15 protein-coding genes are annotated in these 14,749 nt (G+C 64.5%); 10 read left to right on the top strand and 5 right to left on the bottom strand.

Annotated elements, in window-relative coordinates; translation table 11 throughout:
* Window positions 1–77: 77 nt before the first annotated feature.
* The 4 genes from IM733_RS12250 to IM733_RS12235 are packed head-to-tail and all read left to right on the top strand — an operon-like array spanning window position 78 to window position 3,754.
* Window positions 78–1,364, top strand: coding sequence for an MFS transporter (locus IM733_RS12250; RefSeq protein WP_248921052.1), 1,287 nt, complete (start codon window positions 78–80; stop codon window positions 1,362–1,364).
* A gap of 10 nt (window positions 1,365–1,374) precedes the next feature.
* A complete protein-coding gene (locus IM733_RS12245; RefSeq protein WP_248921051.1) occupies window positions 1,375–2,154 on the top strand; it encodes a 5-oxoprolinase subunit PxpA in 780 nt (259 codons plus the stop codon).
* Window positions 2,151–2,840, top strand: a complete 690-nt coding sequence (gene pxpB, locus IM733_RS12240) for a 5-oxoprolinase subunit PxpB (protein WP_248921050.1) — start codon at window positions 2,151–2,153, stop codon at window positions 2,838–2,840. The genes IM733_RS12245 and pxpB overlap by 4 nt, the downstream gene beginning before the upstream one ends.
* A complete protein-coding gene (locus IM733_RS12235) occupies window positions 2,837–3,754 on the top strand; it encodes a biotin-dependent carboxyltransferase family protein (protein ID WP_248921049.1) in 918 nt (305 codons plus the stop codon). The genes pxpB and IM733_RS12235 overlap by 4 nt, the downstream gene beginning before the upstream one ends.
* A 98-nt stretch (window positions 3,755–3,852) precedes the next feature.
* Here IM733_RS12235 and IM733_RS12230 read toward each other — a convergent pair whose 3' ends face one another.
* Window positions 3,853–5,031 carry a vWA domain-containing protein gene (locus IM733_RS12230; protein WP_011535086.1) on the bottom strand — a complete coding sequence of 393 codons (1,179 nt, stop codon included), beginning with the start codon at window positions 5,029–5,031 and terminating at the stop codon, window positions 3,853–3,855.
* Window positions 5,032–5,044: 13 nt separating this feature from the next.
* Entirely contained in the window at window positions 5,045–5,890 is an 846-nt protein-coding gene (locus IM733_RS12225) for an AAA family ATPase (protein ID WP_011535085.1), read from the bottom strand.
* A gap of 272 nt (window positions 5,891–6,162) precedes the next feature.
* Between IM733_RS12225 and cysK the strand changes: the two genes are divergently transcribed.
* The 4 genes from cysK to IM733_RS12205 all read left to right on the top strand — a co-directional run bounded on the left by cysK (window position 6,163) and on the right by IM733_RS12205 (window position 9,524).
* On the top strand, window positions 6,163–7,137 hold the full coding sequence (gene cysK, locus IM733_RS12220) for a cysteine synthase A (RefSeq protein WP_248921048.1): 975 nt from the start codon (window positions 6,163–6,165) through the stop codon (window positions 7,135–7,137).
* Window positions 7,138–7,329: 192 nt separating this feature from the next.
* Window positions 7,330–8,265 (top strand): aspartyl/asparaginyl beta-hydroxylase domain-containing protein, encoded by a 936-nt coding sequence (locus tag IM733_RS12215; RefSeq protein ID WP_248921047.1) that lies wholly within the window; start codon window positions 7,330–7,332, stop codon window positions 8,263–8,265.
* 96 nt (window positions 8,266–8,361) lie between these two features.
* Entirely contained in the window at window positions 8,362–8,526 is a 165-nt protein-coding gene (locus IM733_RS12210) for a hypothetical protein (RefSeq protein ID WP_248921046.1), read from the top strand.
* Window positions 8,527–8,642: 116 nt separating this feature from the next.
* On the top strand, window positions 8,643–9,524 hold the full coding sequence (locus tag IM733_RS12205) for a DMT family transporter (protein ID WP_248921045.1): 882 nt from the start codon (window positions 8,643–8,645) through the stop codon (window positions 9,522–9,524).
* A gap of 55 nt (window positions 9,525–9,579) precedes the next feature.
* On the opposite strand, the gene IM733_RS12200 is transcribed toward IM733_RS12205, so the two are convergent.
* Complete coding sequence (locus tag IM733_RS12200) at window positions 9,580–10,455, bottom strand: DMT family transporter (protein WP_248921044.1); 876 nt, start codon at window positions 10,453–10,455, stop codon at window positions 9,580–9,582.
* A 189-nt stretch (window positions 10,456–10,644) separates the two neighbouring features.
* Between IM733_RS12200 and aceK the strand changes: the two genes are divergently transcribed.
* Window positions 10,645–12,360, top strand: a complete 1,716-nt coding sequence (gene aceK / locus IM733_RS12195) for a bifunctional isocitrate dehydrogenase kinase/phosphatase (RefSeq protein ID WP_248921043.1) — start codon at window positions 10,645–10,647, stop codon at window positions 12,358–12,360.
* Between the two features lie 176 nt (window positions 12,361–12,536).
* On the opposite strand, the gene IM733_RS12190 is transcribed toward aceK, so the two are convergent.
* Window positions 12,537–13,385 (bottom strand): DUF6279 family lipoprotein, encoded by an 849-nt coding sequence (locus tag IM733_RS12190; protein ID WP_248921042.1) that lies wholly within the window; start codon window positions 13,383–13,385, stop codon window positions 12,537–12,539.
* Window positions 13,386–13,515: 130 nt separating this feature from the next.
* On the opposite strand from IM733_RS12190, the gene IM733_RS12185 reads away from it, so the two are divergent.
* A complete protein-coding gene (locus IM733_RS12185) occupies window positions 13,516–14,352 on the top strand; it encodes a CvfB family protein (protein ID WP_248921041.1) in 837 nt (278 codons plus the stop codon).
* On the opposite strand, the gene IM733_RS12180 is transcribed toward IM733_RS12185, so the two are convergent.
* Window positions 14,353–14,733, bottom strand: coding sequence for a hypothetical protein (locus IM733_RS12180; protein ID WP_213657860.1), 381 nt, complete (start codon window positions 14,731–14,733; stop codon window positions 14,353–14,355).
* Window positions 14,734–14,749: the final 16 nt, after the last annotated feature.

Raw genomic sequence — 14,749 nt, 5'->3', positions numbered from 1 at the left:
CGCGGCCTTCGAACATGATACCCAGGCCGCGACGCCCGACGTCGCCCATAAAACAATACCAACAAGCCGAGGCATCCATGAACCCGACCGGCGTGCAGCAGCAGGCCCCCGCACGAACTTCGAGCGGCCCCTTCGCCTGGTACCGCGACATCGACTCCCAGCAACGACGCACATTCTGGAGCTGCAAGATCGGCTACGGCCTGGACGGCATGGACACCCAGATGCTCAGCTTCGTCATCCCCACGCTGATCATGCTCTGGGGCATCACCACCGCCGAAGCCGGGTTGATCCACACCAGCACGTTGATCGCTTCGGCCCTGGGGGGCTGGGTCGCCGGCATCCTCTCCGACCGCATCGGCCGGGTGCGCACCCTGCAACTGACGGTATTGTGGTTCGCCTTCTTCACCTTTCTCTGCGGCTTCGCCCAGAGCTATGAACAACTGCTGATCGCCCGCACCCTGATGGGTTTCGGTTTCGGTGGCGAGTGGACCGCCGGCGCGGTGCTGATCGGCGAGGTGATCCGCGCGCAGGACCGTGGCAAGGCGGTGGGCATGGTGCAATCGGGCTGGGCCATCGGCTGGGGCCTGACGGCGATCCTCTATGCGCTGCTGTTCTCCTGGCTACCGGCTGAACAGGCCTGGCGCGCGCTGTTCCTGCTGGGCTTGCTGCCGGCGATTTTCGTGATCTTCGTCCGCCGCCTGGTCAAGGACCCGCAGGTGTACCGCGAGGCCAAAGCCGCCGAGAACGCCGATGCCCCGTCGCATTTCTACGAGATCTTCGCCCCGGGCATGCTCTGGATCACCGTGCGCGCCTCGCTGCTGACCACCGGTGCGCTGGGTGGCTACTATGCCATCACCTCGTGGCTGCCGACCTTCCTCAAGAACGAGCGTGGCCTGAGCGTGCTGGGCACCGGGGGTTACCTGGCCATGGTGATCGTCGGTTCCTACATCGGCTATGTGGTCAGCGCCTACCTCAGCGACCTGCTGGGGCGCCGCAAGAATTTCATCCTGTTCGCCGTGGGCTCGTTCGTCATCGTGCTGTTGTACACGCAGGTGCCGGTCAGCGATGGCGTGATGCTGTGGCTGGGGTTCCCGCTGGGCTTCTTCGCCTCGGGCATCTTCAGTGGCATGGGGTCGTTTCTCACCGAACTGTTCCCCACCCGCATTCGTGGTTCGGGCCAGGGCTTCTGCTACAACATCGGCAAGGTCATCGCGGCCCTGTTCCCGCTGCTGATCGGCCTGATGGGCGAGAAAGTGCCGCTGGGGCTGGGTATCGGCGCGTTTGCCGCAGTCTCCTACGGCGTGGTGATCCTGGCGGCGCTGAGCCTGCCGGAAACCTGCGGCAAAGAACTCCAGGCGCGTTAAGGTAGGCCACATGAACATCGATACGGGAGTCCGCCAGGTGAAACGCCTGCTACTCAATTGCGACATGGGTGAAAGCTTCGGCAGCTGGCGCATGGGCCTGGATGCCGAGGTGATGCCCTACATCGACTGCGCCAACATCGCCTGTGGCTACCATGCCGGCGATCCCGGCACCATGCGCCGCACCGTGGCCCTGGCGCTGGAGCACGGCGTGACCATCGGCGCTCACCCGGCCTACCCGGACCTGGTCGGCTTCGGGCGCCGCTCCATGGCGTGCAGCAATGACGAGGTCCGTGACCTGCTGCACTACCAGATCGGCGCGCTGGACGGCATCTGCAAGGTGCTTGGGGGGCGGGTGGCCTATGTCAAGCCTCATGGTGCGCTGTACAACGACATGATGGCCGACCCACAGAAGCTGCGTGCAGTGCTCGAAGCCGTGGCGGCCTACGATGCCAGCCTGCCGTTGATGCTGATGGCCACCGCCGATGACCGTGCGGCCCAGGCCCTCGGCGACGAGATTGGCGTACCGCTGTGGTTCGAAGCATTCGCCGACCGTGCCTACACCGCCAGCGGCCACCTGGTATCCCGGCGCCTGCCCGGCGCGGTGCATCACGATCCGGCAGTGGTGGTCGAGCAGGCCGTGCGCCTGGCCCGTGGCGAAGCGCTGGTGGCCGACGATGGCAGTGCGGTGCGCCTGCAGGCCAGCACCTTGTGTGTCCATGGTGACAACGACAGCTCCGTGGCCGCGGTACGCCAGATTCGCCAGGCGCTCGATGCATTGGAGCAGCCATGAGGGCACGCCTCGAAGTGGTCGGCATCGACAGCTTGATGGTGCGGTTGTTCGACACCATCGACGAAGCCAACATGCCGTGGATCCTTGCCGCCAGCCAGCGCCTGCGGGCGTTGTTCGGCGAGCGCTTGATCGACCTGGTGCCGTCCTACACCACATTGATGGTGCAGTTCGAGCTGGCGCCGAGTGAGGCGCGCCAATTGATCTTGCAAGCGCTTGAGGGTTTGCAACCGAATGCTGGCGATAGTGGGCACCGGCATGAGATCCCGGTGTGGTACCACGCCAGTGTCGGTCCCGAACTGCCGGTGCTGGCAGCCCGTGAAGGCATGAGTGAAGCAGAGGTAGTACGCCTGCACAGTGGGCGTGACTACCCTGTTTTCGCATTGGGCTTCGCACCCGGTTTCGGTTTCATGGGCCTGGTCGACGAACGCCTGGCCACGCCGCGCCTGAGCACCCCACGCAAGCGTGTGGCGGCGGGCAGCGTTGGTATTGCCGAGCGCCAGACCGCAGCCTACCCGGCTGTGTCGCCGGGTGGCTGGAACCTGATCGGCCGCACCCCGGTGCGCCTGTTCGACAGGAAGGGGCACAGCCTGTTGCAGCCAGGCGACCGGGTACGTTTCGTGCCGGTCGAGCATGCGCAGTTCATCAACCTGGGCGGTGACGATAGCCCGCTGGAGGCCCAGGCATGAGTCAGCTGAGGATCGAGGCCAGCACGGCGCTGTGCCTATTGCAGGATGCCGGGCGTTTTGGTGTGCGGCACCTGGGCGTGACCCAGGGCGGGGCATTGGATTGGGTGGCAATGCGTTGGGCCAACTGGCTGCTCGACAATGCCCTGGACAGTGCCGTGGTCGAGGTTGCCCTGGGTGGTTTCACGGTAGTGGCCGAGCAGGAATGCGTGCTGGCGCTGGCCGGTGCTGATCTGGACGCACGCATCGATGACCAGCCGTTGGCGCCATGGCGCAGTTTCCGCCTGGGCAAGGGCCAATGCCTGAGCCTGCGCCAGCCACGGCACGGCGTGCGCGCCTACCTGGCGGCGCCGGGCGGCTTCCAGGGCGAGGCAGTGCTGGGCAGTTGTGCAACGGTGGTACGTGAAGAACTGGGTGGTATCGATGGGCAGGGCAGGGCGTTGGCCAAGGGGCAGGTGCTGGCCTTCGGAGCAGCTTTGCCAGCGCTGCGGGAAGTGCCGGAAGCGCTGCGCCCGGTGTTTGCCGGCAAGCCGTTGCTGGACCTGGTGATGGGTGCGCAGATCGGCGACTTCAGTGGTACCAGCCTGTTCGAGGCGTTCAACAGCGACTGGACGCTGGACAGCCGTGGCGACCGCATGGGCATTCGCCTGCTCGGGCCGCAGCTGGTGTACCAGGGCGCGCCGATGATCTCCGAGGGTATCCCGCTGGGGGCTGTGCAGGTGCCGCCTGATGGGCAGCCGATAGTACTGCTCAATGACCGCCAGACCATTGGTGGTTATCCACGGCTGGGAGCATTGACGCCGTTGGCCCTGGCGCGGCTGGCGCAGTGCATGCCGGGGGCGACGGTGCGTTTCAGGGCGGTGGTGCAGGATGAGGCGTGGCGGGAGCAGCAGCGTTATCTGCAACATTGGCGGTGAGGCTGCCGGCCTCTTCGCCGGCAAAGCCGGCTCCTACAGGATCGGTGGTGCACCTGCAGGGGCTGGCTTTGCTGGCAAAGAGGCCAGTGCAGGCATTATTACTTGGACAGGTAACGCATCCCGTCTTCCAAGCCCTGCAAGGTCAACGGAAACATCCTGTCCTCGATCAAGTCCCGCACCAGGTGGGTCGAGGCAGTGTAGTCCCAGGCCTGCTTCGGGTACGGGTTGATCCAGATGATCTTCCTGAACTTCTCCATGAAGCGCTGCATCCACACGTACCCGGCTTCTTCGTTCCAGTGCTCGACGCTACCGCCCGGCTGGGTGATCTCGTAGGGCGCCATGGCCGCGTCGCCAACGAACACCACCTTGTAGTCGTCGCCGTATTTGTGCAGCAGGTCGAAGGTGGCGAAGCGCTCCGAGGTGCGGCGCATGTTGTTCTTCCACACCGACTCGTAGATAAAGTTGTGGAAGTAGTAGTACTCCAGGTGCTTGAACTCGGTCTTGCAGGCCGAGAACAGCTCCTCGCACACCTTGACGTGGGCATCCATCGAGCCGCCGATGTCGAACAGCAACAGCAGTTTCACCGTGTTGCGCCGCTCGGGGCGCATCTGGATGTTCAGTAGCCCCGCGTCACGTGCGGTGTGGTCGATGGTGCCGTCGATGTCGAGTTCTTCGGCAGCGCCTTCGCGGGCGAACTTGCGCAGGCGGCGCAGCGCCAGCTTGATGTTGCGCGTGCCCAACTCGACCTGGTCGTCGAGGTTCTTGTACTCGCGCTGGTCCCACACCTTCACGGCCTTGCCCTGGCGCTTGCCGGCCTCGCCGACGCGAATGCCCTCGGGGTTGAAGCCCCCCGAGCCGAACGGGCTGGTGCCGCCAGTGCCGATCCACTTGTTGCCGCCGGCATGGCGTTCCTTCTGCTCTTCGAGGCGTTTCTTGAATTCCTCGATCAGCTTGTCCAGGCCACCCAGGGATTGGATCTGCGCGCGCTCCTCATCGGTTAGTGAGCGTTCGAACTCCTTGCGCAGCCACTCGTCGGGGATCAAAGCCTCGATATGCCGGTCGAGGTTCTCCAAGCCCTTGAAGTAGGCGGCGAACGCCCGGTCGAACTTGTCGAAATGGCGCTCGTCCTTCACCAGGATGGCCCGGGCCAGGTAGTAGAACGCGTCCATGTCGGCGAACACCACGCCTTTTTGCAGGGCATGGTGCAGGTCGAGCAGCTCGCGCACCGACACCGGCACCTTGGCCGCGCGCATTTCATTGAACAGGTTGAGCAGCATGGCCCGGCTCCTGTCAGCGGTTGCCGCGCCGGCTCATGAAGGCCAGGCGCTCGAGCAGTTGCACGTCCTGCTCGTTCTTGACCAGGGCGCCGGCCAGCGGTGGGATGGCCTTGGTCGGGTCGCGTTCGCGCAGCACCGCCTCGCCGATGTTGTCGGCCATCAGCAGCTTGAGCCAGTCGACCAGCTCGGAGGTGGAGGGCTTTTTCTTCAGGCCCGGTACCTTGCGTACATCGAAGAACACGTCCAGCGCCTCGCTGACCAGTGACTGGCTGATGTTCGGGTAGTGCACGTCGACGATCTGCTGCAGCGTGGCACGGTCGGGGAAGGCGATGTAGTGGAAGAAGCAGCGGCGCAGGAAGGCGTCGGGCAGCTCTTTCTCGTTGTTGGAGGTGATGATGATGATTGGGCGCTGCTTCGCTTTGATGGTTTCATCGATCTCGTAGACGTAGAACTCCATCTTGTCGAGTTCCTGCAACAGGTCGTTGGGGAACTCGATGTCGGCCTTGTCGATCTCGTCGATCAGCAGGATCACCCGCTCGTCGGCCTCGAAGGCCTCCCACAGCTTGCCTTTCTTCAGGTAGTTGCGCACATCGTGGACCTTGTCCACGCCCAACTGCGAATCGCGCAGGCGGCTGACCGCGTCGTACTCGTACAGGCCCTGGTGGGCCTTGGTGGTCGATTTGATGTGCCAGGTGATCAGGCGGGCACCGAAGGAGGCGGCAAGCTGCTCGGCGAGCATCGTCTTGCCGGTGCCCGGCTCGCCCTTGACCAGCAGCGGGCGCTCCAGGGTGATGGCCGCGTTGACCGCCAGCTTCAGGTCGTCTGTGGCGACGTAGTCGCGGGTGCCTTCGAACTTCATGAACCGATCCTCTGCGGGGGCTGCGCGGGCCTTTTCGCCAGCAAGCCGGCTCCTGCGGAAATCGGCTTGCCGGCGAAAAGGGCGGTGCGGGCAACACATGTTTGTGATTTGTCAGCGACTATAACCCCGCACCCGGCGGCTGCAAACGCAGACCGGGTATTCAGTCCCTGAATGGTCCGTCACCCCGCGTACTAGAACGGGCTTTACGCCCCTTCAAGGCAGGCTTACCCTTGAAAGTCAATCCGCCCGTCCATGCATTAAGGGACCCAGCCATGAGCCGCATCTACGCCGACAACGCCCACTCCATCGGCAACACGCCGCTGGTGCAGATCAACCGCATCGCCCCGCGTGGGGTGACCATCCTGGCCAAGATCGAGGGGCGCAACCCGGGGTATTCGGTGAAGTGCCGGATCGGCGCCAGCATGATCTGGGACGCCGAGAGCAGCGGCAAGCTCAAGCCGGGCATGACCATCGTCGAGCCCACCTCGGGTAACACCGGCATCGGCCTGGCCTTCGTCGCCGCCGCCCGTGGCTACCGGCTGGTGCTGACCATGCCGGACTCGATGAGCCTGGAGCGCCGCAAGGTATTGAAAGCGCTGGGCGCCGAGCTGGTGCTGACGGACAAGGCCAAGGGCATGAAGGGCGCGATCGAGAAGGCCAACGAGATCGTCGCCTCGAATCCTGCCCAGCACTTCCTGCCCGGCCAGTTCGACAACCCGGCCAACCCCGCCATCCACGAAAAGACCACCGGCCCGGAAATCTGGAACGACACCGATGGCGCGGTCGATGTGCTGGTGGCCGGTGTCGGCACCGGCGGTACCATCACCGGGGTGTCGCGCTACATCAAGCACACCCAGGGCAAGTCGATCCTGTCGGTGGCGGTGGAGCCGGTGAACTCGCCGCTGATCAGCCAGACCCTGGCCGGCGAAGAGCTCAAGCCCACCCCGCACAAGATCCAGGGCATCGGCGCCGGTTTCGTGCCGAAGAACCTCGACCTGTCGATCGTCGACCAGGTCGAGACCGTCACCGAGGAAGAATCCAAGACCATGGCCATCCGCCTGATGCAGGAGGAGGGCATCCTCTGCGGCATCTCCTGCGGCGCGGCCATGGCGGCGGCGGTGCGCCTGGCCGAGAAGCCCGAGATGCAGGGCAAGACCATCGTGGTGATCCTGCCGGACTCGGGCGAGCGCTACTTGTCGAGCATGCTGTTCAGCGACCTGTTCACCGAACAGGAAAACCAGCAATAGCTTTCTGGGGCTGAGGTGCGGCGCCCCCGGCAAATGCACCTCACCGATGATCCGGCGCAATAGCGGATCCCGACCTTTATTGCACAATCCTTAACACTGCGATCCTGCCCCGGTTGTTTTTACCCAGGCAGGATGGGTTTATGATGTCCGGCTATCCGGGGATGGCCAGATTTCCCCTCCAAGGAGTGTTGCATGACCTTATCCTTCGTCGCCAAGGCAGGTGCCCTGCTGGTGTTCTTCGGCAGTGTGCTGTTCGTGCACCTGCGCGGCAAGGCGCGCCTGCCGGTGCTGCGCCAGTTCGTCAACCATTCGGCGTTGTTCGCCCCCTACAACAGCCTGATGTACCTGTTCTCCGGCGTGCCCTCCAAACCCTACCTGGACCGCCAGCGCTTCCCGGAGCTGGACGTGCTCAAGGATAACTGGGAGGTGATCCGCGAGGAGGCCATGCGCCTGTTCGACGAGGGTTACATCCGCGCCGCGGAGAAAGACAACGACGCCGGCTTCGGCTCCTTCTTCAAGAAGGGCTGGAAGCGTTTCTACCTGAAGTGGTACGACAAGCCGCTGCCGTCGGCGGAGGCGCTCTGCCCCAAGACCGTCGAACTGGTCAGCGGCATCCCCAACGTCAAGGGCGCGATGTTCGCCCTGTTGCCCGGCGGCAGCCATCTGAACCCGCACCGCGACCCGTTCGCAGGCTCGCTGCGTTACCATCTGGGGCTGTCCACCCCCAACTCGGACAATTGCCGCATCTACGTCGACGGCCAGCCGTACGCCTGGCGTGACGGCGAGGACGTGATGTTCGACGAGACCTTCGTGCACTGGGTCAAGAACGAGACCGAGGTCACCCGCGTGATTCTGTTCTGCGACGTCGAGCGCCCGCTCAACAGCCCGCTGATGACCCGCATCAACCGCAAGGTCAGTGCCTTCCTCGGCCGCGCCACCGCGCCACAGAACACCGATGACGAACGCGTCGGCGGGATCAACCAGGCCTATGCCTGGAGCAAGCGCTTCAGCAATGTCATCAGCACTCGCGTCAAGCAGTTCAAGCGCGCCAACCCCAAGGCCTACCGCGTGCTGCGGCCGGTGTTGGCGGTGGTGGTCGCCTACGCGCTGTACCGCTGGTTGTTCTGAATTGCATGGGCAGGCTCGCTCCTCGTGGGAGCGGGCTTGCCCCGCGATGATTCCACCGCTATATTCCGAAACACTCACTTCCCAGAAGACCTGTTCATGCCAGCCATCCCTTCCACCACCGCTTACGTTCTCGCGCCTGTCGCGGGCGTGGTCGTGCGTGGCAGCCAGCAGCCGGCCATGATCAGTCACTACCCACCACCTGTCAGTGGCGTCGTAGGCGGCGTAGCTCCGCCCGCTCGCGCAGTCGTGGTGCTGGGCTGACTGGCCGCTGGCCGTCTCCCCACCGCACGCGCACCCTACTGAACACGGTCGGCCATCCCCTCGTTATGCGATAGGCCCTCCGTACGGCTCATTTGCCCGTAAACAGGTGGCAATACATGTCTGTCTTATCCAAAGCATCCGTGGCCTCGGCGGCCACCACCAGCCTGTTCGTCCTGCTGTGGAGCAGCGGGGCGATCGTCTCCAAACTTGGCCTGGCCCAGGCCAGCCCGTTTGCCTTCCTGCTGTTGCGCTCGGCGCTGGCGCTGTGCGGCCTGCTGCTGATCAGCCCGCTGCTCGGGTTGCGCTGGCCGCGCAGCCGTGGCGCGATCCTGCGGGCCCTGGGCACGGGGGGCGTGCTGCTCGGCGCCTACCAGATCTTCTACCTGCTGGCGTTGAACACTCACGTCACCCCTGGCGTCATGGCCACGGTGATGGGCGTGCAGCCGATCCTCACCGTGGTCCTGATGGAGCGCCAGCGTTCCTTCAGCCGCTTGTTCGGCCTGGCGCTTGGGCTGGCCGGGTTGGTGATGGTGGTCTATCAGGGCATCAACTTGGGCGGGGTTTCGCTCGCCGGCATGTTGTTCGCCCTGCTCGCGCTGGCCAGCATGACCCTGGGCTCGATCCTGCAAAAGCGCATCACCGACAACCCCATGGGGACCTTGCCGTTGCAGTATCTGGCCGGGTTTGCCCTGTGCGCGGTGTTCGCGCCGTTCCAGGCGTTGCACGTCGAATGGAACATGCACTTCATCGGCGCCCTGTTGTGGATGGGGCTGGTGGTATCGCTGCTGGCGACCCTGTTGTTGTACCGGCTGATCGCCAGGGGCAACCTGGTCAACGTCACCAGCCTGTTCTACCTGGTGCCGGCGGTGACCGCAGTGATGGACTTCATCATCTTCGGTAACCGCCTGGCGCTGTTGAGCCTGCTGGGGATGGGGCTGATCGTGGTCGGGCTGTTGTTCGTGTTCCGCAAGCCGGCGTTGCGCGCAGCCGAGGCGTAAACCGGTAGGCGCCAGCCTTGCTGGCGAACGCAGCCGCATTCGCCAACAAGGCCTGTCACGCTCTGGCAGGTTTCAACACCAGCCAGAGCGCCGCGCCAATCAACACCCCACCATACAGATGCGCCATCGACAGTGGCTCATCCAGCAGCCACGCCCCCCATAGCACCCCGAACACCGGAATCAGGAAGGTCACGGTACTGGCCTTGACCGGCCCGATCTCGGCCAGCAGGCGGAAGTACAGGATGTAGGCGAAGGCGGTGCACAGCAGCCCCAGGCCCAGTAGCGACAACCACACCTCCCAACCACCCCAGCTGGCCGGTGGTTGGGTCAGTGCGCTCCAGGCGAACAGCGGGCTGAGCAACAGTGTGGCCCCCAGCATGCTGCCCAGCGCCGACAGCCGGCTGTCCAGCCCGGCGACCCAGCGCCGCGCGAGAAAGCCCGCGAACCCATAGCAGGTGGTCGCCGCCAGGCACGCCAAGGCGCCCTGCACCAGGGCCATGTCCAGCGCCACCGGGCCTGCACCGCTGAGGATGCCGACACCGAACAGGCCGAGGAAGATCCCGCACAGCTTGGGCAGGGTCATGGCCTCGCGGAAGAACAAGGCCCCGATCAGCACCCCCATCAACGGCGTGGTGGCGTTGAAGATCGCCGAGTAACCGGCCGGCAGCACCTGTGCGGCCACCGAATAGAAGGTCGCCGGAATCCCGGAGTTGATCATCCCCAACACCAGGCAGGCCCCCAGCTTGCCGTTGAAGTCCCAGCGCACCCGTGCCGCGGCAAGAATCGCCACCAGGCCCAGGCAGGCGATGGACACCCGGAAGAACGCCGTCGGCACTGTGCCGAGCTCGGGGGCGATGATGCGCATGAACAGGAAACTCGCCCCCCAGACGGCAGCGAGGGTCAGCAGGCGGGCAAGGGCGGTAGGGCTCACGGTGATCTCCGGCGGTAGGGCAGGGGCGCGAGTGTACGTCAGGGGACGGGCGGGATTCTTGTGCTTTCTTGCTGTGTAAACGGGTGGGGCGGTTCGCCGGCAAGCCAGCTACTAGCGGATCGCGGGGCTGGCTTGCCGGTGAGTGGAATGGGCTAAGCTCAGCGCTGCACCCTGCACCGGAGGCCCCGCATGACCCAACCCTGGCCCGCCGCCGAGATCGCCCGCGTGATCCTCGACGGTTTCGACGACTACCGCGAGCATTTCCGCCGCATCACCCTCGGTGCCCGCGAGCGCTTCGAGCAGGCGCGCTGGCAGGACATCCAGCGCGCGGCGGCGGCGCGCATCAACCTGTACGAAGAGAAGGTCGCCGAGGCCAACAGCTGGCTGCGCAAAGGGTTCGAGGCGCACACGCTGCTGGACGTCGAGCAGTGGCCGCTGGTCAAGAACGCCTATATCCGCCTGATCGACCCGCGCCTGGACGACGAGTTGTCGGAAACCTGGTACAACTCGTTGTTCTGCAGCCTGTTCAGCCATGACCAGATCAGCGACGGCTGCATGTTCATCCACACCACCCGGCCTTCGATGCGCAGCCACGAGCGCGCGGCGCAGACGCGCACCTATGGGCTGGCGGACGGGCTCAAGGGGTTGTTGCGGGCGATCTTCGCCGACTACGCGTTCGATGTGCCCTATGGCGACCTGGAATCCGACCTGTCGCGCCTTGAAGAGCAGCTGCGCGAGTGCCTGCCCGACTGGGTCTGCAAGGATCCGCAGCTCAACGTCGAGCTGTTCACCCCGGTGCTTTACCGCAACAAGGGTGCCTACCTGGTCGGCCGTCTGTACACCCCCGACGAACAGTGGCCGCTGGTAATCCCGCTGCTGCACCGCGAAGGGCACGGGATAGAGGCGGACGCGCTGATCACCGACGAAGCCGAAGTGTCGATCATCTTCTCCTTCACCCGCTCGTACTTCATGGTCGACGTGCCGGTGCCGGGCGAGTTCGTCAATTTCCTCAAGCGCATCCTGCCGGGCAAGCACATCGCCGAGCTGTACACCTCGATCGGCTTCTACAAGCACGGCAAGTCGGAGTTCTACCGTGCCCTGATCAACCACCTGGCCGGCAGCGACGACCGCTTCGTCATGGCCCCGGGGGTGCGTGGCATGGTCATGAGCGTGTTCACCCTGCCGGGCTTCAACACTGTGTTCAAGATCATCAAGGACCGCTTCTCACCGTCGAAGACCGTCGACCGCGCCACGGTGATCGAGAAGTACCGCCTGGTGAAGAGCGTCGACCGTGTCGGGCGCATGGCCGATACCCAGGAGTTCGCCGATTTTCGCTTCCCGCAGGGCAAGTTCGACCCCGAGTGCCTGGCCGAGCTGCTGGAGGTGGCGCCCTCCACCGTGAGCCTGGAAGGCGATACAGTGCTGATCCGCCACTGCTGGACCGAACGGCGCATGACCCCGCTCAACCTGTATCTGGAGCATGCCAGCGAGGGCCAGGTGCTGGAGGCGCTGGAGGACTACGGGCTGGCCATCAAGCAGCTGGCGGCGGCGAACATCTTCCCGGGTGACATGCTGCTGAAGAATTTCGGCGTCACCCGCCATGGCCGGGTTGTTTTCTACGACTACGACGAGATCAGTTTCCTCACCGAGGTCAACTTCCGGCATATCCCGCCGCCGCGCTACCCGGAGGATGAGATGTCCGGGGAGCCGTGGTATTCGATTGGGCCGCACGATGTGTTTCCCGAGGAGTTCCCGCCATTTCTGTTCGCCGATATCGGCCAGCGGCGCTTGTTCAGCCGTTTGCACGGGGAGTTGTATGACGCTGACTACTGGAAGGGGTTGCAGGAGGCGATCCGGGCGGGGAAGGTGATCGATGTGTTTCCGTATCGGCGCAGGGGGCGCTGAGAGTGGTTCGCTCACGGCGCGGATTCCTGGTAGGAGCTTTAGCCGCGATACAGGCAACGTGGTAGCTGGCACCTGCTTCGCGGGTGATCGCGGCTCAAGCCGCTCCTACAAAGGTCTCGCCAATCAATTGGTTATGGTTTTCTCCGTGAAAGCCGGCTTGCCGGCGAACAGGGCATTCAACGCTTCAGACACTTCATTTCACTGAAATCCGCCCGAACCTTGCCTAGCTGCTGTTGCAGGTGCTGACGCTGCGCCGGGCTGCTCTGCTTCATCAGGTCCACCAGCAGGCTGCGCGCCTCCTGCTCGCTGCTCTGGAACGCCTGGCGGTATTCCGGCGTCCACAGGCTCTCCTTGCGCTGCAGCAACTGCGCAAGGCGCGGTTCGAAGCTGGTGTCGCCCCGCTGGTTGAGCGCCAGCATCAGCTGTTGCTGCCAGTGGGCGCGGTTGGCGATCCACTGGCGGTTCTGGTCGCCCAGGGCCTGGGACCAGCGCATCACCCGCTGGTACTGCTCGGTGCTGAGCTCGCCCAGCCAGGGCTCCAGGCGCTTCTGCATGCGTGCGGCGCGCTGTTCGATCTGCTTGATCAGCGGTGTGTCGGCGTAGGCTTTCTGGCGTTTGGCGATATCGGCGCGAAACGCCTGGCGCATCTCGGCCACCTGCTGGTCGTTCATGCCGCGCAGCAGTTCGGTGGCCGACGGGGTGATGGCGGCAGCGACTCTGCCGATGGCCTGGCGTGCCTCGTGGGCGCGCTGTTGCAAGGCGTCATCGGTCACCGCGTCGTTGGCGACCATCGAGCGCACCTGGTCGAGCCAGTCGAGGTAGCCGGGCAGCTGCGTGCGGCAGTGCCAGGCCAACTGCTCCTTGAGCCGTTCGTCGAGCAAACGCTTTTGTTCGCGGTTCATGTCCAGATAGTCGCCCAGCGACCAGGGCACCAGGTGGTCCAGGTTGCGGTAGGCCAGGTCGATGCGGTTGCAGGCCGCCAGGGCGAGGGCGACACCGACGGCGATGAGCAGGCGCTTGAGCATGGGGTGGGTCCTTGCAGGGCTGGCCAGGCGGTGGACGCAAGGGGCGCGCGGCGGTTCCGGCGAATGGACGCTCGGGCAGCCGGGCGGGTCAGGTGTTAGAATAGCCGCCTTGTCTTGAGGATCTTCGGAAATGGCTCTGCTTGGGCGTTACAACAGTTTGCAAATCGTGAAGCACGTGGAATTCGGCCTGTACCTGGACGGCGGTGCCGACGGGGAAATCCTGCTGCCACGGCGTTACTTCCCCAAGGACGCCGAGCTCGAACTCGACGACTGGCTCAACGTGTTCATCTACCTCGACAGCGAAGACCAGCTGATCGCCACCACCGAAAAGCCGAAAATGCAGGTGGGCGAGTTCGCCAGCCTCAAGGTCAAGGACATCAACGGCGCCGGCATCTTCCTCGACTGGGGTCTCTCGAAGGACCTGCTGATGCCGTACTCGGAGGAGTCCAAGCCGCTGAAGATCGGCGACTACTGCGTGGTCCACGCCTACCTCGACAAACGCACCCGTCGCATCACCGCCACAGCCAAACTGGACCGCTACCTGGACCGCACCCCGGCGCAATACAAGGCCGGTCAGCCGGTCGAGCTGCTGGTGGCCGGCGAGACGCCCATGGGCTTCAAGGCGATCATCAACAATCGCCACTGGGGCCTGATCCACAAGAACGAGGTGTTCAAGTTCCTGCGTTCGGGCATGCACGAGAAGGGCTTTATCAAGGAAGTGCGCCACGACGGCAAGATCGCCCTGAGCCTGCAGCCGGTCGGCGAGGCGCTGGCCGACACCCTGCACGAGCAGATCATGCAACGCCTGGAAGCTGCCGGCGGTGTGCTGCCGGTGTGCGACAAGAGCGACCCGGCGGTGATCAGCCAGATGTTCAATGTCAGCAAGGGCAACTTCAAGAAGGCGATCGGCGCACTGTTCAAGCAGGGCCGGATCGTCATCCATGACGATCGCATCGAGCGCGCCTGATCAGGCCTGCACGAAGGTCCGGAAGTCCAGCTGCTCGCCACCCGGGCGGGTGTCGCGCAGCAGCGAGTCGCGGTCGGCGCTCAGGGCCAGGCTGATGGTGGAGCGGCGCTTGCCGGGGTGGCGCACTTCCATTTGCTCCTGATGCGCGCGCAGGAAGTTGACCGGCACCTTCAGGTGCTGCAGCTCGTCGGTTTCCGGGGTGTGCAGCAGCAGGTTGACCCAGTCGGGCTGGCCCTTGCGCAGCAGTGCCACCGGCACTTCGAACCACCACAGGTTGCGCTTCTTGTCGAGGATGGCGAACAGGGTGTTGTCGCGGTCGAGCACCGGCCGGGTCAGCGCCGCGTTGCGGCGGGCGATGGCGGTGGGTTTGTCGAGTTTCATGCAGGTTCCTGCGGGT

Source organism: Pseudomonas entomophila, from assembly GCF_023277925.1.
GTDB classification, from domain to species: Bacteria; Pseudomonadota; Gammaproteobacteria; order Pseudomonadales; family Pseudomonadaceae; genus Aquipseudomonas; species Aquipseudomonas entomophila_D.
Note: the sequence above shows the minus strand (reverse complement) of the source record. Positions and strands in the feature narration are given on the sequence as shown.

What these genes read in the sequence shown, in the direction of transcription:
- IM733_RS12190 (WP_248921042.1), bottom strand. Translation starts at nt 13,385, where the DNA reads ATGCTCAAGCGCCTGCTCATCGCCGTCGGTGTCGCCCTCGCCCTGGCG.
- IM733_RS12215 (WP_248921047.1), top strand. Translation starts at nt 7,330, where the DNA reads ATGACCTTATCCTTCGTCGCCAAGGCAGGTGCCCTGCTGGTGTTCTTC.
- aceK (WP_248921043.1), top strand. Translation starts at nt 10,645, where the DNA reads ATGACCCAACCCTGGCCCGCCGCCGAGATCGCCCGCGTGATCCTCGAC.
- IM733_RS12230 (WP_011535086.1), bottom strand. Translation starts at nt 5,031, where the DNA reads ATGCTGCTCAACCTGTTCAATGAAATGCGCGCGGCCAAGGTGCCGGTG.
- IM733_RS12210 (WP_248921046.1), top strand. Translation starts at nt 8,362, where the DNA reads ATGCCAGCCATCCCTTCCACCACCGCTTACGTTCTCGCGCCTGTCGCG.
- IM733_RS12180 (WP_213657860.1), bottom strand. Translation starts at nt 14,733, where the DNA reads ATGAAACTCGACAAACCCACCGCCATCGCCCGCCGCAACGCGGCGCTG.
- IM733_RS12205 (WP_248921045.1), top strand. Translation starts at nt 8,643, where the DNA reads ATGTCTGTCTTATCCAAAGCATCCGTGGCCTCGGCGGCCACCACCAGC.
- IM733_RS12225 (WP_011535085.1), bottom strand. Translation starts at nt 5,890, where the DNA reads ATGAAGTTCGAAGGCACCCGCGACTACGTCGCCACAGACGACCTGAAG.
- IM733_RS12245 (WP_248921051.1), top strand. Translation starts at nt 1,375, where the DNA reads ATGAACATCGATACGGGAGTCCGCCAGGTGAAACGCCTGCTACTCAAT.
- cysK (WP_248921048.1), top strand. Translation starts at nt 6,163, where the DNA reads ATGAGCCGCATCTACGCCGACAACGCCCACTCCATCGGCAACACGCCG.
- IM733_RS12185 (WP_248921041.1), top strand. Translation starts at nt 13,516, where the DNA reads ATGGCTCTGCTTGGGCGTTACAACAGTTTGCAAATCGTGAAGCACGTG.
- pxpB (WP_248921050.1), top strand. Translation starts at nt 2,151, where the DNA reads ATGAGGGCACGCCTCGAAGTGGTCGGCATCGACAGCTTGATGGTGCGG.
- IM733_RS12235 (WP_248921049.1), top strand. Translation starts at nt 2,837, where the DNA reads ATGAGTCAGCTGAGGATCGAGGCCAGCACGGCGCTGTGCCTATTGCAG.
- IM733_RS12250 (WP_248921052.1), top strand. Translation starts at nt 78, where the DNA reads ATGAACCCGACCGGCGTGCAGCAGCAGGCCCCCGCACGAACTTCGAGC.